The sequence below is a fragment of the Pseudomonas sp. IB20 genome (assembly GCF_009707325.1).
GTDB lineage: Bacteria > Pseudomonadota > Gammaproteobacteria > Pseudomonadales > Pseudomonadaceae > Aquipseudomonas.
The window spans coordinates 4,805,391-4,828,222 of sequence record NZ_CP046103.1 but is presented as its reverse complement, the minus strand read 5'-3'; the positions used below and the strand labels follow the sequence as shown (position 1 = coordinate 4,828,222).

Annotated in this window: 20 protein-coding genes; 10 read left to right on the top strand and 10 right to left on the bottom strand. The window is 60.5% G+C overall.

Annotated features, from left to right (window positions below):
* Positions 1-214 precede the first annotated feature (214 nt).
* The 5 genes from GJU48_RS22575 to GJU48_RS22555 all read right to left on the bottom strand — a co-directional run bounded on the left by GJU48_RS22575 (position 215) and on the right by GJU48_RS22555 (position 5,018).
* Complete coding sequence (locus GJU48_RS22575; RefSeq protein ID WP_094949538.1) at positions 215-1,375, bottom strand: gamma-butyrobetaine dioxygenase; 1,161 nt, start codon at positions 1,373-1,375, stop codon at positions 215-217.
* A gap of 9 nt (positions 1,376-1,384) precedes the next feature.
* Positions 1,385-1,864 (bottom strand): thioesterase family protein, encoded by a 480-nt coding sequence (locus GJU48_RS22570; RefSeq protein ID WP_094949537.1) that lies wholly within the window; start codon positions 1,862-1,864, stop codon positions 1,385-1,387.
* Positions 1,865-1,989: 125 nt separating this feature from the next.
* The gene (locus GJU48_RS22565) at positions 1,990-2,955 is read right to left on the bottom strand and encodes an L-carnitine dehydrogenase (RefSeq protein WP_094949536.1); all 966 of its coding nucleotides are present in this window, start codon (positions 2,953-2,955) and stop codon (positions 1,990-1,992) included.
* A 154-nt stretch (positions 2,956-3,109) separates the two neighbouring features.
* The gene (locus GJU48_RS22560; protein ID WP_094949535.1) at positions 3,110-3,997 is read right to left on the bottom strand and encodes a BKACE family enzyme; all 888 of its coding nucleotides are present in this window, start codon (positions 3,995-3,997) and stop codon (positions 3,110-3,112) included.
* 76 nt (positions 3,998-4,073) lie between these two features.
* A complete protein-coding gene (locus GJU48_RS22555) occupies positions 4,074-5,018 on the bottom strand; it encodes a choline ABC transporter substrate-binding protein (protein WP_094949534.1) in 945 nt (314 codons plus the stop codon).
* Between the two features lie 194 nt (positions 5,019-5,212).
* Between GJU48_RS22555 and GJU48_RS22550 the strand changes: the two genes are divergently transcribed.
* Both GJU48_RS22550 and GJU48_RS22545 read left to right on the top strand, forming a co-directional pair.
* Positions 5,213-6,157: a GlxA family transcriptional regulator gene (locus GJU48_RS22550; protein WP_094949533.1), complete on the top strand. Its 945-nt coding sequence runs from the start codon at positions 5,213-5,215 to the stop codon at positions 6,155-6,157.
* 68 nt (positions 6,158-6,225) lie between these two features.
* The gene (locus tag GJU48_RS22545) at positions 6,226-7,404 is read left to right on the top strand and encodes an AAA family ATPase (protein WP_094949532.1); all 1,179 of its coding nucleotides are present in this window, start codon (positions 6,226-6,228) and stop codon (positions 7,402-7,404) included.
* Positions 7,405-7,525: 121 nt separating this feature from the next.
* On the opposite strand, the gene GJU48_RS22540 is transcribed toward GJU48_RS22545, so the two are convergent.
* Positions 7,526-7,942, bottom strand: coding sequence for a DUF3010 family protein (locus GJU48_RS22540; RefSeq protein ID WP_094949531.1), 417 nt, complete (start codon positions 7,940-7,942; stop codon positions 7,526-7,528).
* Between the two features lie 381 nt (positions 7,943-8,323).
* Positions 8,324-8,725 carry a lysozyme inhibitor LprI family protein gene (locus GJU48_RS22535; protein ID WP_094949529.1) on the bottom strand — a complete coding sequence of 134 codons (402 nt, stop codon included), beginning with the start codon at positions 8,723-8,725 and terminating at the stop codon, positions 8,324-8,326.
* Between the two features lie 219 nt (positions 8,726-8,944).
* On the opposite strand from GJU48_RS22535, the gene GJU48_RS22530 reads away from it, so the two are divergent.
* The 6 genes from GJU48_RS22530 (at position 8,945) to etfB (ending at position 16,843) form a co-directional block, all read left to right on the top strand.
* Positions 8,945-9,922, top strand: coding sequence for a dipeptidase (locus tag GJU48_RS22530; RefSeq protein WP_016972866.1), 978 nt, complete (start codon positions 8,945-8,947; stop codon positions 9,920-9,922).
* Between the two features lie 213 nt (positions 9,923-10,135).
* Positions 10,136-10,666: a DUF5943 domain-containing protein gene (locus tag GJU48_RS22525; RefSeq protein WP_008033249.1), complete on the top strand. Its 531-nt coding sequence runs from the start codon at positions 10,136-10,138 to the stop codon at positions 10,664-10,666.
* A gap of 15 nt (positions 10,667-10,681) precedes the next feature.
* Positions 10,682-12,742 carry a dimethylglycine demethylation protein DgcA gene (dgcA, locus tag GJU48_RS22520; protein WP_094949528.1) on the top strand — a complete coding sequence of 687 codons (2,061 nt, stop codon included), beginning with the start codon at positions 10,682-10,684 and terminating at the stop codon, positions 12,740-12,742.
* Positions 12,743-12,901: 159 nt separating this feature from the next.
* Entirely contained in the window at positions 12,902-14,842 is a 1,941-nt protein-coding gene (gene dgcB / locus GJU48_RS22515; protein ID WP_094949527.1) for a dimethylglycine demethylation protein DgcB, read from the top strand.
* Positions 14,842-16,062: an electron transfer flavoprotein subunit alpha gene (etfA, locus tag GJU48_RS22510; protein WP_094949526.1), complete on the top strand. Its 1,221-nt coding sequence runs from the start codon at positions 14,842-14,844 to the stop codon at positions 16,060-16,062. Before dgcB ends, etfA begins: the two co-directional genes overlap by 1 nt.
* 10 nt (positions 16,063-16,072) lie before the next feature.
* A complete protein-coding gene (etfB, locus tag GJU48_RS22505; protein WP_094949525.1) occupies positions 16,073-16,843 on the top strand; it encodes an electron transfer flavoprotein subunit beta in 771 nt (256 codons plus the stop codon).
* 861 nt (positions 16,844-17,704) lie between these two features.
* On the opposite strand, the gene gbcA is transcribed toward etfB, so the two are convergent.
* Complete coding sequence (gene gbcA, locus GJU48_RS22500) at positions 17,705-19,000, bottom strand: glycine-betaine demethylase subunit GbcA (RefSeq protein WP_094949524.1); 1,296 nt, start codon at positions 18,998-19,000, stop codon at positions 17,705-17,707.
* 283 nt (positions 19,001-19,283) lie between these two features.
* Here gbcA and gbcB point away from each other — a divergent pair, with 283 nt between their 5' ends.
* On the top strand, positions 19,284-20,384 hold the full coding sequence (gbcB, locus tag GJU48_RS22495) for a glycine-betaine demethylase subunit GbcB (protein ID WP_094949523.1): 1,101 nt from the start codon (positions 19,284-19,286) through the stop codon (positions 20,382-20,384).
* A gap of 78 nt (positions 20,385-20,462) precedes the next feature.
* Here gbcB and GJU48_RS22490 read toward each other — a convergent pair whose 3' ends face one another.
* Together GJU48_RS22490 and GJU48_RS22485 are read right to left on the bottom strand one after the other, a co-directional pair.
* Positions 20,463-20,642, bottom strand: a complete 180-nt coding sequence (locus GJU48_RS22490; protein ID WP_242153129.1) for a hypothetical protein — start codon at positions 20,640-20,642, stop codon at positions 20,463-20,465.
* Between the two features lie 204 nt (positions 20,643-20,846).
* Positions 20,847-21,887: a threonine aldolase family protein gene (locus tag GJU48_RS22485; protein WP_094949520.1), complete on the bottom strand. Its 1,041-nt coding sequence runs from the start codon at positions 21,885-21,887 to the stop codon at positions 20,847-20,849.
* 90 nt (positions 21,888-21,977) lie between these two features.
* On the opposite strand from GJU48_RS22485, the gene GJU48_RS22480 reads away from it, so the two are divergent.
* On the top strand, positions 21,978-22,706 hold the full coding sequence (locus tag GJU48_RS22480; protein WP_094949519.1) for a TraX family protein: 729 nt from the start codon (positions 21,978-21,980) through the stop codon (positions 22,704-22,706).
* Positions 22,707-22,832 lie beyond the last annotated feature (126 nt).

Genomic DNA, 22,832 nt, shown 5'->3' with positions numbered 1-22,832 from the left:
CAGGCACGCACCTTGAAGGTTTGGTCACCCTCGGGATGTCACGCTCACACCAAGCACTCTGCCCCGATCCAGTCACGGCTGGATTGGGGCTTTTTTTGCCTGGAGTTTGTGGTGAGTTCACGGGCCCCCTCGCAGGCAAGCCAGCTCCCACATTTTGACTTGTGAACGCAGTCAAATGTGGGAGCTGGCTTGCCTGCGAGGGGCGCGCCGCGGTCTACCGCTGCAACACCAGAATCCGTGAGAGCAACTCATCCCGGTCGATGTAACAACCCTGAAAGTGCCGCGCTCCGGAAGCCGGGTCAAACGCATTGCGCGCATGCAACGTGCGGCGGTTATCAAAGCACCACAACTCGCCCGGATTCAAACGCTTGACCAACCGAAACCGCTCCTCCCGCGTCATCGCAATAAAGCGCCGATACGCGCGATACAACAACGGCATCTGTTCCACCGGCGCCTCGAATGGCCCACGCAGAAAGTTGGCCATGCGGATCTCCGCCACTTCACCCAAGGCATCCAGCGCAATGATCGGCGCGAGGCGGCGATAGTCGCTGTGACGGTCCTTGTTGCGAAACTCCACCGGTATTTCACACAGCGCGCGAAACGCCTCGGGGTCTTCGCTGCGCAGCGCATTGGCGATGGCGAACCCATCGACAAAAATGCTCTCGCCGCCCGTGGCCTCGTTCACCAGGCAGTGCAAAAACTGCAGCCCCGGTTGCAGCTCCCGCGTCGGCAAATCGCTGTGCAATGGCAGGTTGAAAGCGGTGTAGGCATTGCTGTCGGCATCGGCCTTGGATTGCACGTTGAACAGCACGCCGAAGTTGCTCTCGCGGATAAACGAAATACGCTTGGCGATCAGCGCCAGGGAGCCGGGTTCGGTGGGTACGCCACGGATTTGCGTGAGGCCGCCGTCACGCAAGGCCAGCAACCATTGCAGCAGGACCTTGGGGTCTTCCATCACCGCCGCGTAGTCGAAAACCGGCAACGTGAAGTGCTGGTCCCACAGCTGGGATTGGGGTTTCGCCGCACGGCGCTCAGCGCGGGATTCATCGTCGTAGGCGTGCGCCCGTAACCAGCCGGGATCGTACTGGCTCAGGTGGCCGCCGTTCCATTCCACACTCAGCAAGCCCTGATCAATGCGCGCGCTGCTGGCGCTGAGATTCTCATCCACATCGACAATCTCCAGCACCTGCTCACGGGTCACGCTGTATACGCATTCCGCGCACGGGCAGTTGTCCCGCAGCCACTGATGATGAAACGGGCTCACCCGGCCATCGGCCCAATGCACGCGAAGCTGATCCTCCAGCACCTGCACCTCGGCGAGGTCGCAGATCGTTGGGTAAGTACGAAAGTCGGCAACAGCGGCTGCAGTGCGCATGACGGCTCCTTAGGGTTTTTTGGGCGGCAAACCGATCACACGGCCGAGGAGGGCGGGCCTTGGCAGGTCGGCCTGCGCAGCGCGGATAGCGATGAGTTTTTCCAGGGTGGCCGCGGTGAACGGCGCCGAATGCGGGCCGGCGAGGTCGACGTGCAGCAGCATCTGTTCGTTGCCGGCCAGTTCTTTTTCATCGCCCACTAAATGCAGGCTGTGATACAGGTGCAGGCACTTGGCATCGTGGGCGATCAGTTGGGTGTGCACCTCTACCTCGGCACCGAGTTTTACCTCGTGCAGGTAGTTGAGGTGCAGTTCCAGGGTGAACAATGAATTGCCGCTGGCCTCGCGGTTTTCAATGTCCAAACCCAGGGTGTCCATCAGCGCGTCGGTGGCGTAGCTGAAGATCAGCAGGTAGAACGCGTCGCGCAGGTGGCCGTTGTAATCCACCCAGTCGGGCTGGATTTTTGTGGTGTAAGTCGTCAGTGCAGGCATCACATAAATTCCGGCTATGTACTCGGTCAAATGTGGGAGCTGGCTTGCCTGCGATAGCCATGTACCCTGTACGACTCACCGCCGCTATCGCAGGCAAGCCAGCTCCCACAGGAAATCAACAGCGGTTACTCAGCGAAGCTCATGCCGTGTTTGGCTTTGGTGGTTTTCACCGCTTCAAGCACCGCCAGCAGGCAATCATCACGATAGCGTTCCAGCGCCGAAATGCTGTGCTTGCCCAACTGCTCGCTGGTGCCATCGACCACATCATCAATCAACTTGTCAGTCAATTCCGGCGCCGGCAGGTACGTCCACGGCAACTGCAGCGCCGGGCCGAACTGCGCCATGAAATGCCGCATCCCGGCATCACCGCCGGCCAGGGTGTAGGTTAGGAAGGTGCCCATGAACGACCAGCGCAACCCGGCGCCAAAACGGATGGCGTCATCGATCTCTCCGGTGGTCGCCACGCCGTCGTTGACCAAGTGCAGCGCCTCACGCCACAGCGCTTCAAGCAGGCGGTCTGCGATAAACCCCGGCACTTCCTTACGCACATGCAACGGGCGCATGCCGAGGGATTCATACACCTTGATCGCCGCCTGAACAGCCTCCGGCGCGGTATTTTTGCCGCCCACCACTTCCACCAGCGGCAACAGGTAAACCGGGTTAAACGGGTGGCCGACCACGCAGCGTTCCGGGTGGGTGGAACCCTCGTAGAACTCGCTTGGCAACAGGCCCGAGGTACTCGAACCAATCAGCGCATTCGGCTTGGCCGCCGCGCTGATCTTGCTGTGCAACTCCAGTTTCAGCTCCAGGCGTTCCGGGGCGCTTTCCTGGATGAAGTCGGCGTCTTTCACACACGCTTCAATGGTGGCGACGAAGCGCAGGCGGTCCTGGGATGCTCCCGGTGCCAAGCCTTGTTTTTCCAAAGCGCCCCAGGCGTTGGCGACGCGTTTGCGCAGGGCCGCTTCGGCGCCGGGCGCCGGGTCCCAGGCGACTACATCCAGGCCGTGGGCCAGGGCGCGGGATACCCAGCCGCTGCCGATGACGCCGCTGCCGAGGGCGGCGAAGGTTTTGATTTCGGTGATAAAGCTCATAGTGACGATCCTGAAAAGTCCGGTGATTCAATGTGGGAGCTGGCTTCGGGTGGCTTGCCTGCGATAGCGGTGTGTCAGTTGGAGTATCCGGTGCAGGTGTACCGCCATCGCGGGCAAGCCCGGCTCCCACAGGGTTCAGCGGTGGTTGGAAAAATTAGCCGCGCTTGGTCAGGCCCATCTTGACTCGGCCTTCCGCCGGGCTCATGACCCGCGCGCCCAGGCGGCTGAGGATTTCACTCGCTCGCTCCACGAGCTGGCCGTTGGTGGCGAGCACGCCTTTGTCCAGCCACAGGTTGTCCTCCAGACCGACCCGTACGTTGCCGCCCAGCAGCACCGCTTGCGCCGCCATCGGCATTTGCATGCGGCCGATACCGAAGCCGGCCCACACCGCGTCGGCGGGCAGGTTGTCGACCATGGCTTTCATCGTGGTGGTGTCAGCCGGTGCGCCCCATGGGATGCCCAGGCACAGTTGGAACAACGGGTTGTCGAGCAGGCCTTCCTTGATCATCTGCTTGGCGAACCACAGGTGGCCGGTGTCGAAAATTTCCAGCTCGGCCTTAACGCCCAGTTCCTGAATGCGCTTGGCGCCAGCACGCAGCTGGGCCGGGGTGGACACGTAAATGGTGTCGCCATCGCCGAAGTTCAGGGTGCCGCAGTCCAGCGTGCAGATTTCCGGCAGCAACGCTTCCACGTGGGCCAGGCGGGTCAGCGGGCCGACCAGATCGGTGTTGGGGCCGAACTCCATCGGGTTCTCGCCACCGCCGATTTCCAGGTCGCCACCCATGCCGGCGGTGAGGTTGACGATGATGTCGATATCGGCCTCGCGGATGCGCTCCATCACTTCGCGGTACAACGCAACGTCGCGGCTGAACTTGCCGGTTTCGGGATCACGCACGTGGCAGTGCACCACGGTTGCGCCAGCCTTGGCGGCTTCCACGGCGGCAGCGGCGATTTGTTTGGGAGTGACCGGCACGTGTGGGCTTCTGCCAGTCGTGTCGCCAGCACCGGTGAGTGCGCAGGTGATGATGACGTCGTGGTTCATGAGTCGGTTCCTTACAGGCGGGCGTAGTGATGCCGCGCGCAGCCAAAAGCGGCTGCGACACGGTGATTCGGATCGGTTATTTGCGGGTCAATTGCAGGTTGGCCGCAGCCGGTTTGCCGTCGAAGGTGGTCACGCCTTCAAGCCAGCGCTGCTGGTCTTGCGGGTGGTCCTTGAGCCACTGCTTGGCGGACTCGAGCGCGTCTTTGTGATCGAGCAACGGCTGCATCATTCGGCTCTCGTCAGCGGCGGTGAAGGTCAGGTTGGTCAGCAGCTTGTGCACGTTCGGGCATTGTTCGGCGTAGGTCGGCGAGGTGACGCTCCACACCGTGGCCATGCCTTCGTTCGGGCCCAGGGCGTCGTCGCTGCCGGTGAGGTAAGTCATCGCCACGTTGACGTTCATTGGGTGCGGCGCCCAGCCGAAGAACACCACGGCTTCCTTGCGGCGTACCGCACGGTCGACAGCGGCGAGCATGCCGGCTTCGCTGGATTCCACCAGTTGGAATTTGCCCAGGCCGAACTGGTTCTTGGCGATCATCGCCTTGATCTGGGTGTTGGCGCCCGAGCCTGGCTCGATGCCGTAGATCTTGGCGCCCAGTTCTTTCTCAAACTTGGTGATGTCGGCAAAGGTTTTCAGGCCCTTGTCCGCCAGGTAAGTCGGCACGGCAAGGGTGGCGCGCGCGTCTTCCAGGCTGGGTTTTTCGAGGACTTTGACTTGCTTGGCGTCGACGAACGGCGTGATGGTCTGGGTCATCAGCGGGTTCCAGTAGCCCAGGAACAGGTCCAGGCGCTGGTCACGGATGCCAGCGAAGATGATTTGCTGGGACGCGCTGGTTTGTTTGGTCTTGTAGCCGAGGCCGTCGAGCAACACTTGGGTCATGGCGCTGGTCGCGATCACGTCGGTCCAGTTCACCACGCCCATGCGCACGTTTTGGCAAGACGCCGCATCGGCTGCCATCACGTGGGTGCTCAAAATGGCGCTGGCGCTGAGTGCAAGCACACAGCGGCTGATCAGTCGGTTCATGGTGGATCCCTCGGCAGGTCGTTATTGTGGGGGCCGGCGTCTTTGTGCACCGTGGGATCAAGGTACGCAGCTTAAAGGGCGGCAAAGCGCACGGCGGCGACCAGCTCTTGCACTGCAGCGACCTGTGCTCTTGAATGGCCTGTTGAACTGGCGTATCACAGTGACCACGCTGCCCGTCCTACGAGAGCGCCACCATGTCCCAGGATTTCTACTTTCTGCTGATGCCGGGTTTCTCGGCCATCGGCTTTATCTCCGCGCTGGAACCGCTGCGCGTGGCCAACCGCTTTCGCGGCGAGCTGTACCGCTGGCATGTACTCAGCGCCGACGGCGGCGCGGTGCTGGCGAGCAATGGCATGTCGGTCAATGCCGACGCCGCACTGGAACCGCTGAAAAAAGGCGCGACGCTGATGGTGGTCGCCGGCTTCGAACCCTTGAAGTTCACCACGCCCGCGCTGGAACACTGGCTGCGCCGCCTCGACCACGATGGCGTCACCCTCGGCGCCATCGACACCGGCGCCTGTGTGCTCGCCGAAGCCGGTTTGCTCGACGGCCACCGCCTGACCCTGCACTGGGAAGCCATCGATGCCTTCAAGGAATCTTATCCACAGCTCACCGTGACCCAGGAGCTGTTCGAAATCGACCGTCGCCGCATCACCTGCGCCGGCGGCACCGCCTCCATCGACCTGATGCTCGACCTGATCGCACAGGCTCATGGCCCCGACTTGGCGATCCAAGTCTCCGAACAATTCGTGCTCGGGCGCATCCGCCCACGCAAAGACCACCAGCGCATGCAGATCGCCACGCGCTATGGCATCAACAATAAGAAGTTGGTGCAGGTCATCGGCGAAATGGAGCAACACACCGAGCCGCCGCTGAGCACCTTGGCATTGGCCGATGCGATCAAGGTGACGCGGCGCCAGTTGGAGCGGCTGTTTCGTCTGCACTTGAACGACACGCCGAGCAACTTCTACCTCGGCCTGCGCCTGGAAAAAGCCCGGCAGCTATTGCGACAGAGCGATATGAGTGTGCTGGAGGTGAGTATCGCGTGCGGGTTTGAGTCGCCGTCTTACTTCACCCGTAGCTATCGAGCGCGGTTTGCCAAATGCCCGAGGGAGGATCGGCGACGGGAGGTGGTTTGACGGGCAATTATAGTCAATTATACTCGTCACTATAATTTATAGTCCTTTCCATAATTGAGTATAAAAGTATGTCGAAGAACAGCGGCTTCGTGTTCCGCCGCCCCGCCCTGGCAAGCAGCATTGCTGACGGATTGGTGGGGGCCGGTATTCAGGATTTTACGTCCGGCCTGTTCCTTGCGGCGCCGCGTCGTACCGGCAAGAGCACCTTTTTGCGCGAAGACCTGATTCCCGAGTGCCAACTGCGCGGCTGGCTGGCGGTGTATGTCGATCTCTGGGCGGACAAAGAGAAAGATCCCGCTGAGTTGATCGCCAGCGCTATTGCCGCTGCTCTGGTGCCCTATGAAAAAGGCATTCGCAAACTGGCCAAGAACATTGGAATCGAGCGGCTAAGCTTTCTGCGCACCCTCTCCTGGGACTTCACCAAGCCACAATTGCCCGTCGGTGCGACGCTGACCCAAGCCTTGGAATTGCTCCACAGCGCGGCGGAAAAACCCGTGGTGCTGGTGATTGACGAAGCGCAGCACGCCTTAACCACCGAGTCAGGGATCAACGCGATGTTCGCGTTGAAGGCCGCCCGGGATCAGCTCAACCAAGGCCGTGACGAGGAGGGCAGTGGCTTGCGCCTGGTGTTTACCGGCTCCAACCGCGACAAGCTGGCTCACTTGGTGTTGGGCAAAAGCCAGCCATTCTTCGGCTCCAGCATCACGCCGTTCCCCTTGCTCGGCAAAGAGTTTACCCAGGCCTATACCCTGCACCTCAACGCGCATTTGGCCAAAACCAATCAATTCAACGCCGCCGACATTGATGAGGCATTCGAGTTGGTAGGCCGCCGCCCCGAGATGCTGCGCACCATCATCGGTGAAGTGGCGCTGGAGCTGGGCGAGGCAAGCAATTTGGGCCAACTGCTGCACAGCCGTGCCGAACTGCTGCGTGCGGGCGTGTGGACCGAATTCGAAAGCGCCTGGAACAACCTCACCATCCCCCAGCGCGCCGTGTTGGAAGTGATGGTGGAGCGTTCGCAACACAACCAACCGTTCGCGCCGTTTACCGACAGCACCCTGACGGCAGTCAGCAAAGCGCTGGAAGACATGGGCAGCGACGTGGTGCCAGGCACCCAGACCATTCAGGCCTGCATCGATGCGTTGCGCGACAAGGAGCTGGTGTGGAAGTCGAGCCGGGGCGGCTATGCCCTGGAAGACAAAACGTTCGGCGATTGGCTGCAGCACAAGAACCGCACAAGGATTTAAACGCAACAAGGTTCAAAGGTGGGAGCTGGCTTGCCTGCGATGCAGGCACCTCGGTGTATCAGTGACACACAGTTGATGCCATCGCAGGCAAGCCAGCTCCCACATTGATCTCGGGTGTGGCTTATTTCTTTACCAGCGCCGAACACGCCGCCTTAAAGGCCTCATGCTGATACTTGTTCAGCGTCGCCGGCAGGGGGAAATCGTGTTTCTTGTTCTGCGCATTAATGGTCTGTGGCGACAACAACGTCACCTCAACCCCCTCCAGCAACTGAAACACTCCTTCAATCTTGAACGTGGTCGGGCCACCGGCGAACTCGCCTTTCTTGCTGCGCTTCTTGATCGCGATGCGGGTGATGGCGTTTGCCTGTACAAACGCTTTCACTTGGGCGGCGAAGGCTTTGACGTTGGCCGCCTCATCGTCGTCTTCCAGGGCGATTTTCTTGGTGGCCACCGTGATGTGGGTCAGCGCCTGGTTGTCCAGGGAGGCGACGGCGATGATGGCTTCGCTGCCTTTGATTTCGATGCCGCAGATAGTCATGAAAGGCCTTGGTTGGGAAAGAGGGAGTGGAAAAAGGATTGTCACCTATCTACTCCCAGATGCACTACCGCTTCTATAGCGTAAGGTCGTCACGGCCTACAATTTTGAAGTGTCCGTCGTTGATCACCAGGATGCTTCCATCCGGGTTGGTGGACTTGAAGCTGAAGGTTCCTTCGACGGTCATTGAAAGCCGATGGGGTCGTATAGATTTGAGGAATGACGTGTCGAGTCAGCATGATCAGCTCCTTGGAGTAGCTCCTTGATGATCGGATAATCCGTATCACCGGCTAAACTTAGGCGCTGCCTGGCACATCGTAAACTGTGAGAGTTGACAGTTGACATGTGCCTGGCAATTAAAATGACAGCGCATTTTGTATGCGCTTATTCCTGCCCAATCGACTCCAAAAACTCCGACCGCTCGTCGCTCATCCGCGCCAGGCAATCATTCTGTTGAATCGCATACTCCTTGCTACCGTTCACCGCCGGGAAGGTGTCCACTGCACAATCGGCATCGCGCAATTTTTCCCATTTCTGCTGGGCATCCTTCAGACGAGCGGTAATGTCGGCCAGTTGCGACTTGTTGCTGCCATAGGTCGAACCCATGCGTTCCAGCAGGCCTTGATAGTTATCCTTGAGCAATTGCTCGGCGGTGGTTTTGTTATAGGTGGCGCATTCCAGGGTTTGCTTGTCGTTCTCGATGCCATCGCACGGCGTGCTGTCGGTGTCTTCGGCCGCGTGGACGCCGGTTGCGATGAGTGCCAAAGCCAGGAAAATCGATTTCATTGCGCCGTCTCATATCAGGTGATACGGAATTCTGGCTCAAGCGTCAGACAAAGAACAGTCGTCAGTCGGACGTGTCATGTAGGCCTTTGTCGCGGATTGACGCTTTCGGCAATTCCCCTGTCGTTTTTGCACCCGGTTCGTTCAGCCCCTGGGCATATGCTGGCCCCAAAGCGCCGGCAGACGATTCGGCGCACGAATCGCCAAAAAGGGGACAGCCTGATGAGCCCAGCCGAACTGCACGCCGACAGCATCGTTATCGACGGGCTGATCATTGCCAAGTGGAACCGCGACCTGTTCGAGGACATGCGCAAAGGTGGGCTGACCGCCGCCAACTGCACCGTGTCGGTGTGGGAAGGCTTCCAGGCCACGATCAATAACATCGTGGCCAGCCAGACCCTGATCCGTGAAAACAGCGATTTGGTGATCCCGGTGAAAACCACCGCCGACATCCGCAAAGCCAAGGAGCAGGGCAAGACCGGCATCATCTTCGGCTTTCAGAACGCCCATGCGTTTGAAGACCAGCTCGGCTATGTGGAGATCTTCAAGCAGCTCGGCGTCGGTGTGGTGCAGATGTGCTACAACACCCAGAACCTGGTCGGCACCGGTTGCTACGAGCGTGACGGTGGCCTGTCGGGCTTTGGCCGTGAGGTTGTCGGTGAGATGAACCGCGTCGGCATCATGTGCGACCTGTCCCACGTCGGTTCCAAGACCAGCGAAGAAGTCATCCTCGAATCGAAAAAACCGGTGTGCTATTCCCACTGCCTGCCGTCCGGCCTTAAAGAACACCCGCGCAACAAGTCTGATGAAGAGCTGAAGTTCATCGCCGATCACGGCGGTTTTGTCGGCGTGACCATGTTCGCGCCGTTTTTGGCCAAGGGCATCGATTCGACCATCGACGACTACGCCGAAGCCATCGAATACACCATGAACATCGTCGGCGAGGACGCCATTGGCATCGGCACCGACTTCACCCAGGGCCATGGCCAGGATTTCTTCGAAATGCTGACCCATGACAAGGGCTACGCCCGCCGCCTGACCAGCTTCGGCAAGATCATCAACCCGCTGGGCATCCGCACCGTGGGCGAGTTCCCCAACCTCACCGAGACCCTGCTCAAGCGCGGCCACAGCGAGCGCGTGGTGCGCAAGATCATGGGTGAAAACTGGGTCAATGTCCTCAAGGACGTCTGGGGCGAATAAGCCAACCTCTCTTTTCCTCCGGCCATCTGTGCCGGGGGCATCAAAACGAATTTTTCGGAGTTAAGTTTCCATGGCCAAGATCGCCCCGCAATTGCCAATGTGAAAACTGGGTCAATGTCCTCAAGGACGTCTGGGGCGAATAAGCCAACCTCTCTTTTCCTCCGGCCATCTGTGCCGGGGGCATCAAAACGAATTTTTCGGAGTTAAGTTTCCATGGCCAAGATCGCCCCGCAATTGCCAATCGAAGTCGACAGTGAAACCGGTGTCTGGACCTCCGACGCCCTGCCGATGCTGTATGTGCCACGCCATTTCTTCGTCAACAATCACATGGGGATTGAAGAAGTATTGGGCGCCGACGCCTACGCCGAAATCCTCTACAAGGCCGGCTACAAATCCGCTTGGCACTGGTGTGAAAAAGAAGCTGAATGCCACGGTCTGGAAGGCGTTGCGGTGTTTGAGCACTACATGAAGCGCCTGTCGCAGCGCGGCTGGGGCCTGTTCAAGATCCAGGACATCGACCTCGACAAAGGCACCGCCAGCGTCAAGCTCGAGCACTCGGCGTTTGTCTACGTGTATGGCAAGGTCGGGCGCAAGGTCGACTACATGTTCACCGGCTGGTTTGCCGGCGCCATGGACCAGATTCTGCAGGCGCGTGGCAGCAAGATCCGCACGGTGGCCGAGCAAGTCTACGGCGGCTCCGAAGAAGGCCACGACGACGGCCTATTCACCGTCAAGCCGTTGTAAGTCGAGGACCCTGCCATGGCTTTCGAAGCAATGTTCGCACCGATCCAGATCGGCAAACTGACCATCCGCAACCGCGTGCTCAGTACCGCCCACGCCGAGGTGTATGCCACCGACGGCGGCATGACCACCGACCGCTATGTGAAGTACTACGAAGAGAAAGCCAAGGGCGGGATTGGCCTGGCGATCTGCGGCGGGTCTTCCAGTGTGGCCATCGACAGCCCGCAAGGCTGGTGGAAATCGGTGAACCTGGCCGACGACCGGATCATCCCGCACTTCCAGAACCTGGCCGATGCCATGCACAAGCATGGCGCGAAGATCATGATCCAGATTACCCACATGGGCCGTCGCTCGCGCTGGGACGGCGAGCATTGGCCGACCCTGCTGTCGCCGTCGGGCATCCGTGAGCCGGTGCACCGTGCGACCTGCAAAACCATCGAGCCGGAAGAAATCTGGCGCGTGATCGGCAACTACGCCAGCGCCGCCGCGCGGGCCAAAGCCGGTGGCCTGGATGGCGTGGAGCTGTCGGCGGTGCACCAGCACATGATCGACCAGTTCTGGAGCCCACGGGTCAACAAGCGCACCGACGAATGGGGCGGCAGCTTTGAAAACCGCATGCGCTTCGGCTTGGAAGTCCTGAAGGCTGTGCGCAAGGAAGTCGGCCCGGATTTCTGCGTGGGCATCCGCCTGTGCGGCGATGAATTTCACCCGGACGGCTTGTCCCACGAGGACATGAAACAGATCGCCAAGTATTACGACGACACCGGCATGTTGGACTTTATCGGCGTGGTGGGCTCGGGTTGCGACACTCACAACACCCTGGCCAACGTGATCCCAAACATGAGTTACCCACCGGAGCCGTTCCTGCACTTGGCAGCCGGTATCAAGGAAGTGGTCAAGTCGCCGGTGCTGCACGCGCAGAACATCAAGGACCCGAACCAGGCCACGCGCATTCTGGAAGGCGGCTACGTAGACATGGTCGGCATGACCCGTGCGCACATCGCCGACCCGCACCTGATCGCCAAGATCAAGATGGGCCAGATCGACCAGATCAAGCAGTGCGTCGGCGCCAACTACTGCATCGACCGCCAGTACCAAGGGCTGGACGTGCTGTGCATCCAGAACGCCGCGACCTCGCGTGAGTACATGGGCGTGCCGCACATCATTGAGAAATCCACCGGGCCCAAACGCAAGGTCGTGGTGGTCGGTGCCGGCCCGGCCGGGATGGAAGCTGCGCGCGTTGCCGCCGAGCGTGGCCATGACGTGACGCTGTTCGAGAAGAAAGACTTTATCGGTGGGCAAATCACCACCGCCTCGAAAGCCCCACAACGTGACCAGATCGCCGGCATCACGCGCTGGTTCCAGCTGGAACTGGCACGCCTGAACGTCGACCTGCGCCTGGGCGTGGCGGCGAATGCCGAAGCGATCCTCGACCTGCGCCCAGATGTCGTGGTGCTGGCTGTCGGCGGGCATCCATTCCTGGAGCAGAACGAACACTGGGGCGCGGCGCAAGGCCTGGTGGTCAGCAGTTGGGACGTGCTCGACGGCAAAGTCGCGCCGGGCAAGAACGTGCTGGTGTACGACACCATCTGCGAATTCACCGGCATGTCGGTGGCGGACTTTTTGGCGGACAAGGGCTGCCAGGTCGAAATCGTCACCGACGACATCAAGCCGGGCGTGGCCGTCGGCGGTACGTCGTTCCCGACCTACTACCGCAGCATGTACCCCAAGGAAGTGATCATGACCGGCGACATGATGCTGGAAAAGGTCTACCGCGAAGGCGACAAGCTGGTGGCGGTGCTGGAGAACGAATACACCGGCGCCAAAGAGGAGCGAGTGGTGGACCAGGTGGTGGTGGAAAACGGCGTGCGCCCGGACGAGGAGATCTACTACGCCCTCAAACCCGGTTCGCGCAACAAGGGCCAGATGGACATCGAAGCCCTGTTCGCGATCAAGCCACAGCCGTGCCTGAGCGAGCCGGGTGAGGGGTACTTGCTGTTCCGCATTGGTGACTGTGTGGCGCAACGTAATACCCACGCCGCCATCTATGACGCCCTGCGCCTGTGCAAGGATTTCTGACCCAACAGGAACGCGATCAATGTGGGAGCCAGCTTTTCTGTGGGAGCCGGGTGGACGACCGCGTTGATGCCATCGCAGGCAAGCCAGCTCCCACACAAGCCAGCTCTCACATTGAACCGATTCCCATGCAAGACCTGTGTGGTCTTCGGGAGCTTCACCATGTTGAACACCTTGCTGCCTGTTCTCTTGTTTGCCGCCCTGGGCCTTGCCGTCTTGGGCGCCCTGCGCCGGGCAGCCATGTGGCGCCGTGGCCGCGCCTCCAAAGTCGACCTGCTTGGCGGCCTGCTGGCCATGCCCAAGCGCTACATGGTCGACCTGCACCACGTGGTCGCCCGCGACAAATACATTGCTAACACCCACGTCGCTACCGCGCTGGGCTTTGTGCTGTCGGCGCTGTTGGCGATTCTGGTGCACGGTTTCGGCCTGCATAACCGCATCCTCGGCTATGCCTTGCTGCTGGCCTCGGTGCTGATGTTTGTCGGCGCCACGTTCGTTTACCTGCGGCGGCGTAACCCGCCGTCACGTCTGTCGAAAGGCCCGTGGATGCGCCTGCCGAAAAGCCTGATGGCGTTCTCGGTGAGTTTCTTCCTGGTGACCTTGCCGGTGGCCGGGGTTCTGCCAGCCGACTTCGGCGGCTGGTTGCTGGCCGCCTTGTTGAGCCTGGGCGTGCTGTGGGGCGTGTCGGAAATGTTCTTCGGCATGACCTGGGGCGGCCCGATGAAACACGCCTTCGCCGGTGCCCTGCACCTGGCCTGGCACCGCCGTGCCGAACGTTTTGGTGGCGGCCGTTCCACCGGGTTGAAGCCGCTGGACTTGAGCGATAAAACCGCGCCGCTGGGCGTGGAAAAACCCAAGGATTTCACCTGGAACCAACTGCTCGGCTTCGACGCCTGCGTGCAGTGCGGCAAGTGCGAAGCCGCGTGCCCGGCGTTCGCCGCCGGCCAGCCGCTGAACCCGAAAAAGCTGATCCAGGACATGGTGGTCGGCCTGGCCGGTGGCACCGACGCCAAGTTCGCCGGCAGCCCGTATCCAGGCAAGGTTATTGGCGAACACAGCGGCAACCCGCACCAGCCGATCGTCAACGGCCTGGTGGATGCTGAAACCCTGTGGTCGTGCACCACCTGCCGCGCCTGCGTGGAAGAGTGCCCGATGATGATCGAGCACGTGGACGCCATCGTCGACATGCGCCGCTACCTCACCCTGGAAAAAGGCGCGACCCCGAACAAGGGCGCCGAAGTCCTGGAAAACCTGATCGCCACCGACAACCCTGGCGGCTTCGCACCGGGCGGTCGCCTGAACTGGGCGGCGGATTTGAACCTGCCGTTGTTCAGTGAAAAAGGCAGCGCCGATGTGTTGTTCTGGGTCGGCGACGGCGCCTTCGACATGCGCAACCAGCGCACCCTGCGCGCCTTCGTCAAAGTGCTGAAGGCGGCCAAGGTCGACTTTGCCGTACTCGGCCTGGAAGAGCGCGACAGCGGCGATGTCGCGCGCCGCCTGGGCGATGAAGCCACGTTCCAACTGCTGGCCGCGCGCAATATCCAGACGTTGGCCAAGTACAGCTTCAAGCGCATTGTCACCTGCGACCCGCACAGCTTCCACGTACTGAAAAACGAGTACGGCGCCTTCAACGGCAATTACCTGGTGCAGCATCACAGCACCTTTATGGCCGAGCTGATCGGCGACGGCGCGTTGAACCTGGGCCAGCACAAGGGCAACAGCGTGACGTATCACGACCCTTGCTACCTGGGCCGTTACAACGGCGAATACGAGGCCCCGCGCCAAGTGCTGCGCGCGCTGGGCATCGAGGTCAAGGAGATGCAACGCTCGGGCTTCCGTTCTCGCTGCTGCGGTGGCGGTGGCGGTGCGCCGATCACTGACATTCCCGGCAAGCAACGTATTCCCGATATGCGCATGGAAGACATCCGCGAAACCGGCGCCGAGCTGGTGGCTGTGGGTTGTCCACAGTGCACAGCGATGCTTGAGGGTGTCGTTGAACCGCGCCCATTGATCAAGGACATCGCCGAGTTGGTGGCCGACGCGTTGCTGGAAGACGCCGCCCCGGCCAAGACCCTGAAACGTGAACCTGCGCAGGTGCATTGATGAGCGACATTATCCGCCGCGACCCACGGGCCGAATGGATCGCCCGTAACCGCCTGCACCCGCTGCATGCGGCGATGCAGCCGGTGCAACACAGCTGGATGGGGCCAAACGGCGTCATTCGCAAAAACGTGCATGGCGTCGGTTTTATCGGCCCCAACGGCATCAAACGCATTGACCGCAGCGGCGCCCAGCAGGGCGGCGCGGCCAAACGCACAGCGGCGGTGCAAGTGCAGTTGCCGCTGCATCAAGTGCCTGCGCCGGCGTTCTACATCAACGTGGTGCCGGACATGGTCGGCGGCCGCCTGAGCAGCCACGACCGCGACTTGCTCGGTTTGGCGCGGCAACTCGCCGGCAGCGACGGCGCGGTGTTGGCCGTGGTGTTCGGCGACTACAAAGAAAGTGCGTTTGCCACGGCGGGCGTTGATCGCCTGCTGGTGTTGGAAGGCCATGAATTCGACGGTTATTCACCGGAGCAACGCGTGCAAGGCCTGCGGGCTGTGGATAACCAGTTCAACCCGCGCCATTGGCTGCTGCCGGATAGCCGCAGCGGTGGTGGCGAGTTGGGTCGGCGTTTTGCCGCGAGCCTCAAGGAGCGCCCGGCCACGCGAGTCTGGCAGATCAAGGGCGAGGCGTGTATCGGCCGCGCCGGTGCGGGCCAGGAAGATTTGGCCCGGCCATTGCCGCGCCTGATCCTGGCGGCAGTGGAATGCGCCGAACCGGTCAGCGAAACACGCCATGAAGTATTGCCCGTGGAGTTATCCACAGCCTTGGCGCGCAGCTTGCCGCGTATCGAAGACCTCGGTGCCGTGGCGGTGGACCCCGGCGCGATTCCTATGGCCGAGGCGGAGTTTATTTTCTCCGGCGGCAACGGCGTGAAGGACTGGGCCCTGTTCCATCAGACCGCCGCGGCCCTGGGCGCCACCGAAGGCGCCTCGCGGGTGGCGGTGGATGATGGCTTTATGGCGCGTGATCGCCAGGTTGGCGCCAGCGGCACCTGGGTCACGGCGCGGGTTTACGTGGCCGTGGGGATTTCCGGGGCGATCCAGCACCTGCAAGGCATCGGTGCCTGCGACAAAGTGGTGGCAATCAACCTCGACCCGGGCTGCGACATGATCAAACGTGCCGACCTGTCGGTGATCGGCGACAGCGCCGCGATACTGCAAGCCTTGATCGCTGCGGTCGAGGCCCACCGCAACGGCGCCAAGCGCGATGCGGCTTAAGGACATGACCATGACGACACATGTAATCAGCTTGGTGTCCATCGGCGCCCACCCTACTTCAGGCCGCCCACGCCGCGCCGAGCAAGATGCTCGCGCTGTCGAGCTGGGTTTGCAGATGGCTGGGGATAAGTTGCAGGTGCTGCATGCGGGCAACATTCACGAGCCTACGTTACGCAGCTACCTGGGCATGGGCTTGCCGCAGTTGCACGTGCTGGAGCAGCCGGCAGGTTCTGATGCCTTGCCGGTGCTCAGTGAATACCTGCGTGACGCCGGCGCCCAGGTGGTGCTCACCGGCAGCCAGGCGGAAACCGGCGAGGGCTCGGGCATGTTGCCGTTCCTGCTGGCCGAACAACTGGGCTGGCCGCTGATTGTCGGGCTGGCGCAGGTGGAGTCCATCGATGGCGGTGTGGCCCATGTGCTGCAAGCCTTGCCGCGCGGGCAGCGGCGGCGCTTGAAGGTGCGCTTGCCGTTTCTGGCCACGGTGGATAACGCTGCGCCCAAGCCACGGCAAAGCGCCTACGGCCCTGCGCAACGAGGCGAGCTGGCCGCCCATGAGGTCGAGATTGAGCAAGACGAGTTATTCACAGGTGCGCTGCTGCAACCCGCCAAGCCACGGCCTAAGCGCCTCAAGGTGATCAAGGCCAAGAGCGGCGCCGACCGCATGAAGGCCGCCACGGCCAAGGCCAGCGGCGGCGGTGGGCAAGTGCTCAAGGGCCTCAGCCCCGAGGCGGGCGCCGAAGCAATCCTCAAGCTGCTCATCGAAGAAGGCGTCGTGCGCTAACCCAAGGTGGGAGGAGGCCAGTGTGGAAGCTGGCTTGCCTGCATCGCGGGCAAGCCCGGCTCCCACAGAAAGGCCAGCAGCCAGACTGTTTTTGCGGCGCGCGTGTAGGCTTACCCACAATCCCTGTTGACCCGTCTGTGGATAACCTGTTCGCGGTTGTCCACAGCCCCGGTAAATCAAGCCCTGCAGCCCTCTGTACGAAAAACAACCAGGCTAACTGACGGTTTTTGCTTGGGTTTTTCCACATCCCAAGCCATCGCCCAGTTCAGACTTGCCCCCAAAGTCTGTTGGCGCTTCTGTGGATAAGATGTTCGCTATCATCTGCAGCCCATATAAATAAAGGCTTTCGCTGGGTTGATCAAAATATGATCAATTGGTCTTATTTGCCGAAGAAAAACCCTGAATGGCCCGATTTGTGACGCTTTGACGCGGTTTTCCACAGCGTTGGCAAAGTTGCCCCCAAAGTCTGTTGGTGCTTCTGTGGATAAGGTGTTTGCGTACTGCTACAGGCCACGTGAATAGAGGCTTTCAGAGACTTGGTTAATAAATGATCAGGCGTGCAAAAAACCGCAAGCTTTGAATAAGTCACGGATTTTCTTCATTTAATTTCGGGAGGAAGGTGTACTTGCCCACAATTACTGTGGGTGGCTTTGTGGATAAGTTGTTGGGCGAAGGCTGGAGGGCAGGTTATTAGGGGCCTGTAAAAGGTTTGATCGAAATTTGAACAATGGTGATAGCCAATGTGGGAGCTGGCTTGCCTGCGATGGCATCACCCCAGTGCAACTGAGGCTCCGAGGTGTCCGCATCGTAGGTAAGCCAGCTCCCACACAAGCCCCATATTGATGATCTGTGGGGTGTCAGTTATTCGTGTACGGCCACACCTTTGAGATACGGCGCCGGCGCCGCGCCCAGGTTGCTCAGCATCCGCTCGCTGTACCAATCCACAAAATTCACCACGCCAAACTCATAGGTCTTGGAGTACGGCCCTGGCTGGTAAGCGGTGGAGTTGATCCCGCGCTGGTTTTCTTCGGCCAGGCGACGGTCCTGGTCGTTGGTGGCGTCCCACACTTTGCGCATGCGCTCCACGTCATAGTCCACGCCTTCGACGGCGTCCTTGTGCACGATCCACTTGGTGGTGACCATGGTTTCCTGTGCGCTGATCGGCCACACGGTGAACACGATGATGTGATCGCCCATGCAGTGGTTCCAGGAGTGCGGCAAGTGCAGGATGCGCATCGAGCCCAGGTCCGGGTTCTTGATGCGGCCCATCAGCTTGTTGCAGCCTTGTTTGCCGTCGAGGGTCATCGACACGGTGCCCTTGAGCAGCGGCATGCGCACGATACGGTTACGCAGGCCGAAGCTGGCGTGGGCGTAAGGGATTTTTTCCGCGTCCCAGGCGGCGGCCGACGCCGCGACGTGGTCCTTGAAGGCCTGGTCGGCGCGCGGGTCGGTGACGTCGTCCCATTCCAGCAGGGTTTTCAACAGTTCCGGGTGCGACGCGTTGCAGTGGTAGCACTCGCGGTTATTTTCCAGCACCAGTTTCCAGTTGGCTTTTTCAAACAAGGTGGTCTGGATCGCCACCTTGGTGTTTTCCATGTCGTAGGGTTCCATGTAGTGGTTTAGCGTCGACAGGAAGTCATCGATGGCCGGCGGGTTCTCGGCCAGGCTGATGAAAATGTAGCCGCCGGCGGTCTTTACGTTCACGGGTTTCAAGCCGTATTGCTTCATGTCGAAGTCGGCGCCCATCTCGGTGCCGGCGAACAGCAGGCGGCCGTCCAGTTCGTAGGTCCACTGGTGGTAGTGGCAGACCAGTTTGGCAACCTTGCCCTTGTCGCTGGTGCACAAGCGCGAACCACGGTGGCGGCACACGTTGTGGAACGCATGCACCACGCCTTCGGCGCCACGGATCACGATGATCGGGTTCTTGCCCACTTGCAGGGTCAGGTAGTTGCCCTTGGTGGGGATCTCGCAGGTCATGCCGGCGATCAACCACTCTTTCTGGAAAATCTCCTGCATGTCGATGTCAAACAGCCGCTCGTCAGAGTAAAACGGCTGCGGCAGCGAAAAGGTGCGCTCGCGCTCTTGCAGCATGTGCGCGGTGGCCTTGCGTGCGGGTTCCAGCGGATCGCCCAAGCTTAAGGTTGCGGTGACGTCCATCGTGTGTGTCCTCAGGGCCATTCTGTGTGGCCGGCGAATAGTGGCTACGGTTGTTGCTGTGCAAGGCGTAAAGAAAGTGTCTTTGTTGGGAGTGAGTGTGGGCCCGGCAAAGGCCAGAACCTTGTCCATTAACGACATGGCCCACTCTGATCCCGACGCGCAACCCCCGTGATATGGGGGCTGGTCGCGATAAGTATGTGAATGTCGCAGATAGGTAAATGGGTGGTTCTCGCGTTACGCAGAATCGCCACCATAAGGCCGAATATCGGCGGTGGAGAACAGCATGTCCAACAGCTTCCTGAATCCGGTAACTACCCAGACCTGGGCCAATGGTCGGCACATCGTCCGTTGCGTCAAAGTCATCCAGGAAACCTGGGACGTGCGCACCTTCTGCTTTATGGCCGACCAACCGATCCTGTTCTTTTTCAAGCCGGGGCAATTCGTCACCCTGGAGCTGGAAATCGATGGCCAGCCGATCATGCGTTCCTACACCATTTCCAGTTCGCCGTCGGTGCCGTACAGCTTTTCGGTGACGATCAAGCGTGTGCCGGGTGGCAAGGTCTCCAACTGGCTGCACGACACCCTGCACGAAGGGCAGGAGCTGGCGGTGCACGGGCCGGTCGGGTTGTTTAATGCCATCGACTTCAGTAACCCCAAAGTCCTCTACCTCAGCGGCGGCGTCGGCATCACGCCGGTGATGTCCATGGCGCGTTGGTATTACGACACCAACGCCAACGTCGACATGACCTTTATCCACAGCGCGCGCTCGCCCAAAGACATCATTTACCACCGTGAGCTGGAACACATGGCGTCGCGGATCGACAACTTCAGCCTGCACCTGATCTGCGAGAAGCACGGCCTGGGCGAGCCCTGGGCCGGCTATCGCGGCTACCTGAACCACAAGATGCTCGAACTGATGGTGCCGGACTTCCTCGAGCGCGAAGTGTTTTGCTGCGGCCCTACGCCGTACATGAACGCGGTGAAGCGCCTGCTGGAAGTGGCGGGCTTCGACATGGCGCGTTACCACGAGGAATCCTTCGGCGCCACGCCTCCCGAGGCGCGTGCCGACGCGGTGGAACAGGCCGAGCAAGCCGCCGACGCCCCGGAAATCGACTTGGCGGATTTGCATCAGGTGGAGTTCATTGCCTCGGGCAAAAGCATCCGTGTGGCCCCGGGCGAAACCGTCCACGCTGCTGCCGCCAAGCTTGGCCTGCTGATCCCCAAGGCCTGCGGCATGGGCATTTGCGGTACGTGCAAGGTGATGAAGCTGGGCGGAGAGGTCGAGATGGAGCACAACGGCGGTATCACCGAAGAAGACGAGGCCGAGGGTTACATCCTGTCGTGCTGCAGCGTGCCGAAGGGTGATGTGCGTATCGAGTTCTGAAAGCGTGAGACGTCCCAGGGAGGCATTCCCACGCGGAGCGTGGGAACGATCACTACGATGCGACGCGCTCCTTAGTCGTTAGCGGGTGTAGATCTGGATGGAGAACTGATCGCCGGAAGCTGTCAATTCGAAGGCTTTTTCATAGATGGTCAGGGTTCTCGAAGGCTCCCTGATGGTGTCACCGACGTTTGCCAGTTTCCTGAACTCGTCCCAACTTACGAACGTGTCGTTCAGGCTGCCGTCTTGTCGTGCGTTCATGGCGTAGCATTGAACTTCCATGGTCTAACCCTCTGCTGGATTTCCGTTTCCGGCCGATTATTCGGCAGGCAGTTGTTCCCGAAAGGTGGCCGCTGCAGCGGCCTTTTCCTTCCGAGTTCCAGTAGGCTAGTCGATGAAAATAGGGTTAGATGCTGTCGGAAACACCAAATAACAGTCTCGGCAATCCGCCAGTATTCGTCACGCCTAGGCGCCCATCACTTTCCTAATATCCGCAGCTAATTCTCTTACGCGTTCTTCCTCGGTATCCCACGCACACATGAAGCGCGCGCCGCCTTTGCCGATGAAGGTGTAGAAACGCCAGCCCTTGGCCGTCAGCGCCTCGATGGCCGCTTCAGAGAGCTGTAGGAACACGCCGTTGGCCTGTACCGGGAACATTAATTCCACGCCGGGAATATCCGCCACCAGGCTGCTGAGCAGTTGTGCGCAATGGTTGGCGTGGCGTGCGTGTTTGAGCCAGGCGTCGTTTTCCAGCAAGCCCACCCACGGCGCCGAGAGAAAGCGCATTTTCGACGCCAGCTGGCCGGCCTGTTTACAGCGGTAGTCGAAGTCTTCGGCCAGTTTGTGGTTGAAGAACAGGATGGCTTCACCCACCGCCATGCCGTTTTTCGTACCGCCGAAGCACAGCACGTCCACGCCGGCTTTCCAGGTCAGGTCGGCTGGGGAGCAGCCGAGGAACGCGCAGGCGTTGGAGAAGCGCGCGCCGTCCATGTGCAGGTTCAGCCCCAGTTCTTTGCAGGTGACGCTGATCGCGCGGATTTCTTCTGGGGTGTACACGCTGCCGACTTCGGTGGCTTGGGTCAGGGTGACCACGCGTGGTTTGGGGTAGTGGATATCCTGGCGCTTGAGGGCGATCTCGCGGATCGACTCCGGGGTCAGCTTGCCGTTTTCGGTGCGCGCGGTGAGCAGCTTGGAACCATTGGAGAAGAACTCCGGTGCGCCACATTCGTCGGTTTCGACGTGGGCGGTTTCCGAGCAAATCACGCTATGGTAGCTCTGGCACAGCGAGGACAATGCCAAGGAGTTGGCGGCGGTGCCGTTGAAGGCGAAGAACACTTCGCAGTCGGTTTCGAACAGGTTACGGAAACCGTCGGCGGCGCGGTGGGTCCATTCATCATCGCCGTAGGCGCGTTGATGGCCTTGGTTGGCGAGTTCCATGGCGGCCCAGGCTTCCGGGCAGATGCCGGAATAATTGTCGCTGGCGAATTGTTGGCTCTTGTCGGTCATGGCCCATTCCTGTGGTCGATGTTGGTGCGCACTGTACCCAAGATTGTCTGAGGTGCGCACGCACTGTAAATGCAAAGTCACTGGGGAATTATGCACGGTACACAAGCGTTGCCTGTCGGACGCGTCCGCGATGGCGCCCTGGATTTGCTCAAGTGGCTGGCACTGCTGAGCATGGTGCTCGACCATTTGCGTTATGTCGGTTTGAACCTGGATGGCCTGTATGTACCCGGCCGCCTGGCGTTTCCCTGGTTTTGCCTGGCGATTGCGGCCAATTTGCACCGAGTCAGGCATGCGCCCGTAACCGGCCAATGGCGATACCTGGGCTGGCTGCTGCTGTTCAGTGTGATCAGCGAAGTGCCCTATCGAATGTTTATCGATGATGCCGATACGTTGAACGTATTACCGACCTTGGCGCTGGGCTTGCTGGTTGCCCGAGGATGGCAGCATAAAGCGCTTTTTGATCGAGGATTGGCGCTGATCGCCCTCATGATCGCCGGTGTGTTTTCCACGCACCTGATGTTCGGTTTCTTCGGTGTCTTGCTGCCGCTGGCGATGCTGCTGGTGTTCAGCCGCCGATGGTATTTCAGCGTGTTGCCGGGTTTGGTCTGTGTGGCTGCCAACCAATGGCAGATTCTGCTCAATAGCGGCACGCTGGTCGCGATACTTGGGCTGGCGGCTTGCCTGATCGCGCCATTGGCGGGATTGCTGCTTTTGCGACACGCCAAACACGCCTCCGCACCCGCCATGCGCCGCTGGGCCTATGCGCTGTACCCGCTGCATTTTTTACTGCTGTTGTTGGTGCGCAAAGCCATTGGCTGAACACGCGTGAAGAGAGTAGCTATCTTTTTGTGTTTTGTGCGACTAGGCCGGTTTTTTTGCGTTCCCCGCGCCCTGTGTGACGTGAGCAATCTCAGCGCTTTGTTCGCCTGCACGTCAGGCCATGTC

Excerpts from the sequence above, each read along its gene's own strand:
- GJU48_RS22545 (WP_094949532.1), top strand. The coding sequence starts at position 6,226 with ATGTCGAAGAACAGCGGCTTCGTGTTCCGCCGCCCCGCCCTGGCAAGC.
- gbcB (WP_094949523.1), top strand. The coding sequence starts at position 19,284 with ATGTCCAACAGCTTCCTGAATCCGGTAACTACCCAGACCTGGGCCAAT.
- gbcA (WP_094949524.1), bottom strand. The coding sequence starts at position 19,000 with ATGGACGTCACCGCAACCTTAAGCTTGGGCGATCCGCTGGAACCCGCA.
- GJU48_RS22485 (WP_094949520.1), bottom strand. The coding sequence starts at position 21,887 with ATGACCGACAAGAGCCAACAATTCGCCAGCGACAATTATTCCGGCATC.
- GJU48_RS22555 (WP_094949534.1), bottom strand. The coding sequence starts at position 5,018 with ATGAACCGACTGATCAGCCGCTGTGTGCTTGCACTCAGCGCCAGCGCC.
- GJU48_RS22480 (WP_094949519.1), top strand. The coding sequence starts at position 21,978 with ATGCACGGTACACAAGCGTTGCCTGTCGGACGCGTCCGCGATGGCGCC.
- etfA (WP_094949526.1), top strand. The coding sequence starts at position 14,842 with ATGAGCGACATTATCCGCCGCGACCCACGGGCCGAATGGATCGCCCGT.
- GJU48_RS22535 (WP_094949529.1), bottom strand. The coding sequence starts at position 8,725 with ATGAAATCGATTTTCCTGGCTTTGGCACTCATCGCAACCGGCGTCCAC.
- dgcB (WP_094949527.1), top strand. The coding sequence starts at position 12,902 with ATGTTGAACACCTTGCTGCCTGTTCTCTTGTTTGCCGCCCTGGGCCTT.
- GJU48_RS22490 (WP_242153129.1), bottom strand. The coding sequence starts at position 20,642 with ATGAACGCACGACAAGACGGCAGCCTGAACGACACGTTCGTAAGTTGG.
- GJU48_RS22575 (WP_094949538.1), bottom strand. The coding sequence starts at position 1,375 with ATGCGCACTGCAGCCGCTGTTGCCGACTTTCGTACTTACCCAACGATC.
- GJU48_RS22570 (WP_094949537.1), bottom strand. The coding sequence starts at position 1,864 with ATGCCTGCACTGACGACTTACACCACAAAAATCCAGCCCGACTGGGTG.
- GJU48_RS22540 (WP_094949531.1), bottom strand. The coding sequence starts at position 7,942 with ATGACTATCTGCGGCATCGAAATCAAAGGCAGCGAAGCCATCATCGCC.
- GJU48_RS22550 (WP_094949533.1), top strand. The coding sequence starts at position 5,213 with ATGTCCCAGGATTTCTACTTTCTGCTGATGCCGGGTTTCTCGGCCATC.
- etfB (WP_094949525.1), top strand. The coding sequence starts at position 16,073 with ATGACGACACATGTAATCAGCTTGGTGTCCATCGGCGCCCACCCTACT.
- GJU48_RS22565 (WP_094949536.1), bottom strand. The coding sequence starts at position 2,955 with ATGAGCTTTATCACCGAAATCAAAACCTTCGCCGCCCTCGGCAGCGGC.
- GJU48_RS22560 (WP_094949535.1), bottom strand. The coding sequence starts at position 3,997 with ATGAACCACGACGTCATCATCACCTGCGCACTCACCGGTGCTGGCGAC.
- GJU48_RS22530 (WP_016972866.1), top strand. The coding sequence starts at position 8,945 with ATGAGCCCAGCCGAACTGCACGCCGACAGCATCGTTATCGACGGGCTG.
- dgcA (WP_094949528.1), top strand. The coding sequence starts at position 10,682 with ATGGCTTTCGAAGCAATGTTCGCACCGATCCAGATCGGCAAACTGACC.
- GJU48_RS22525 (WP_008033249.1), top strand. The coding sequence starts at position 10,136 with ATGGCCAAGATCGCCCCGCAATTGCCAATCGAAGTCGACAGTGAAACC.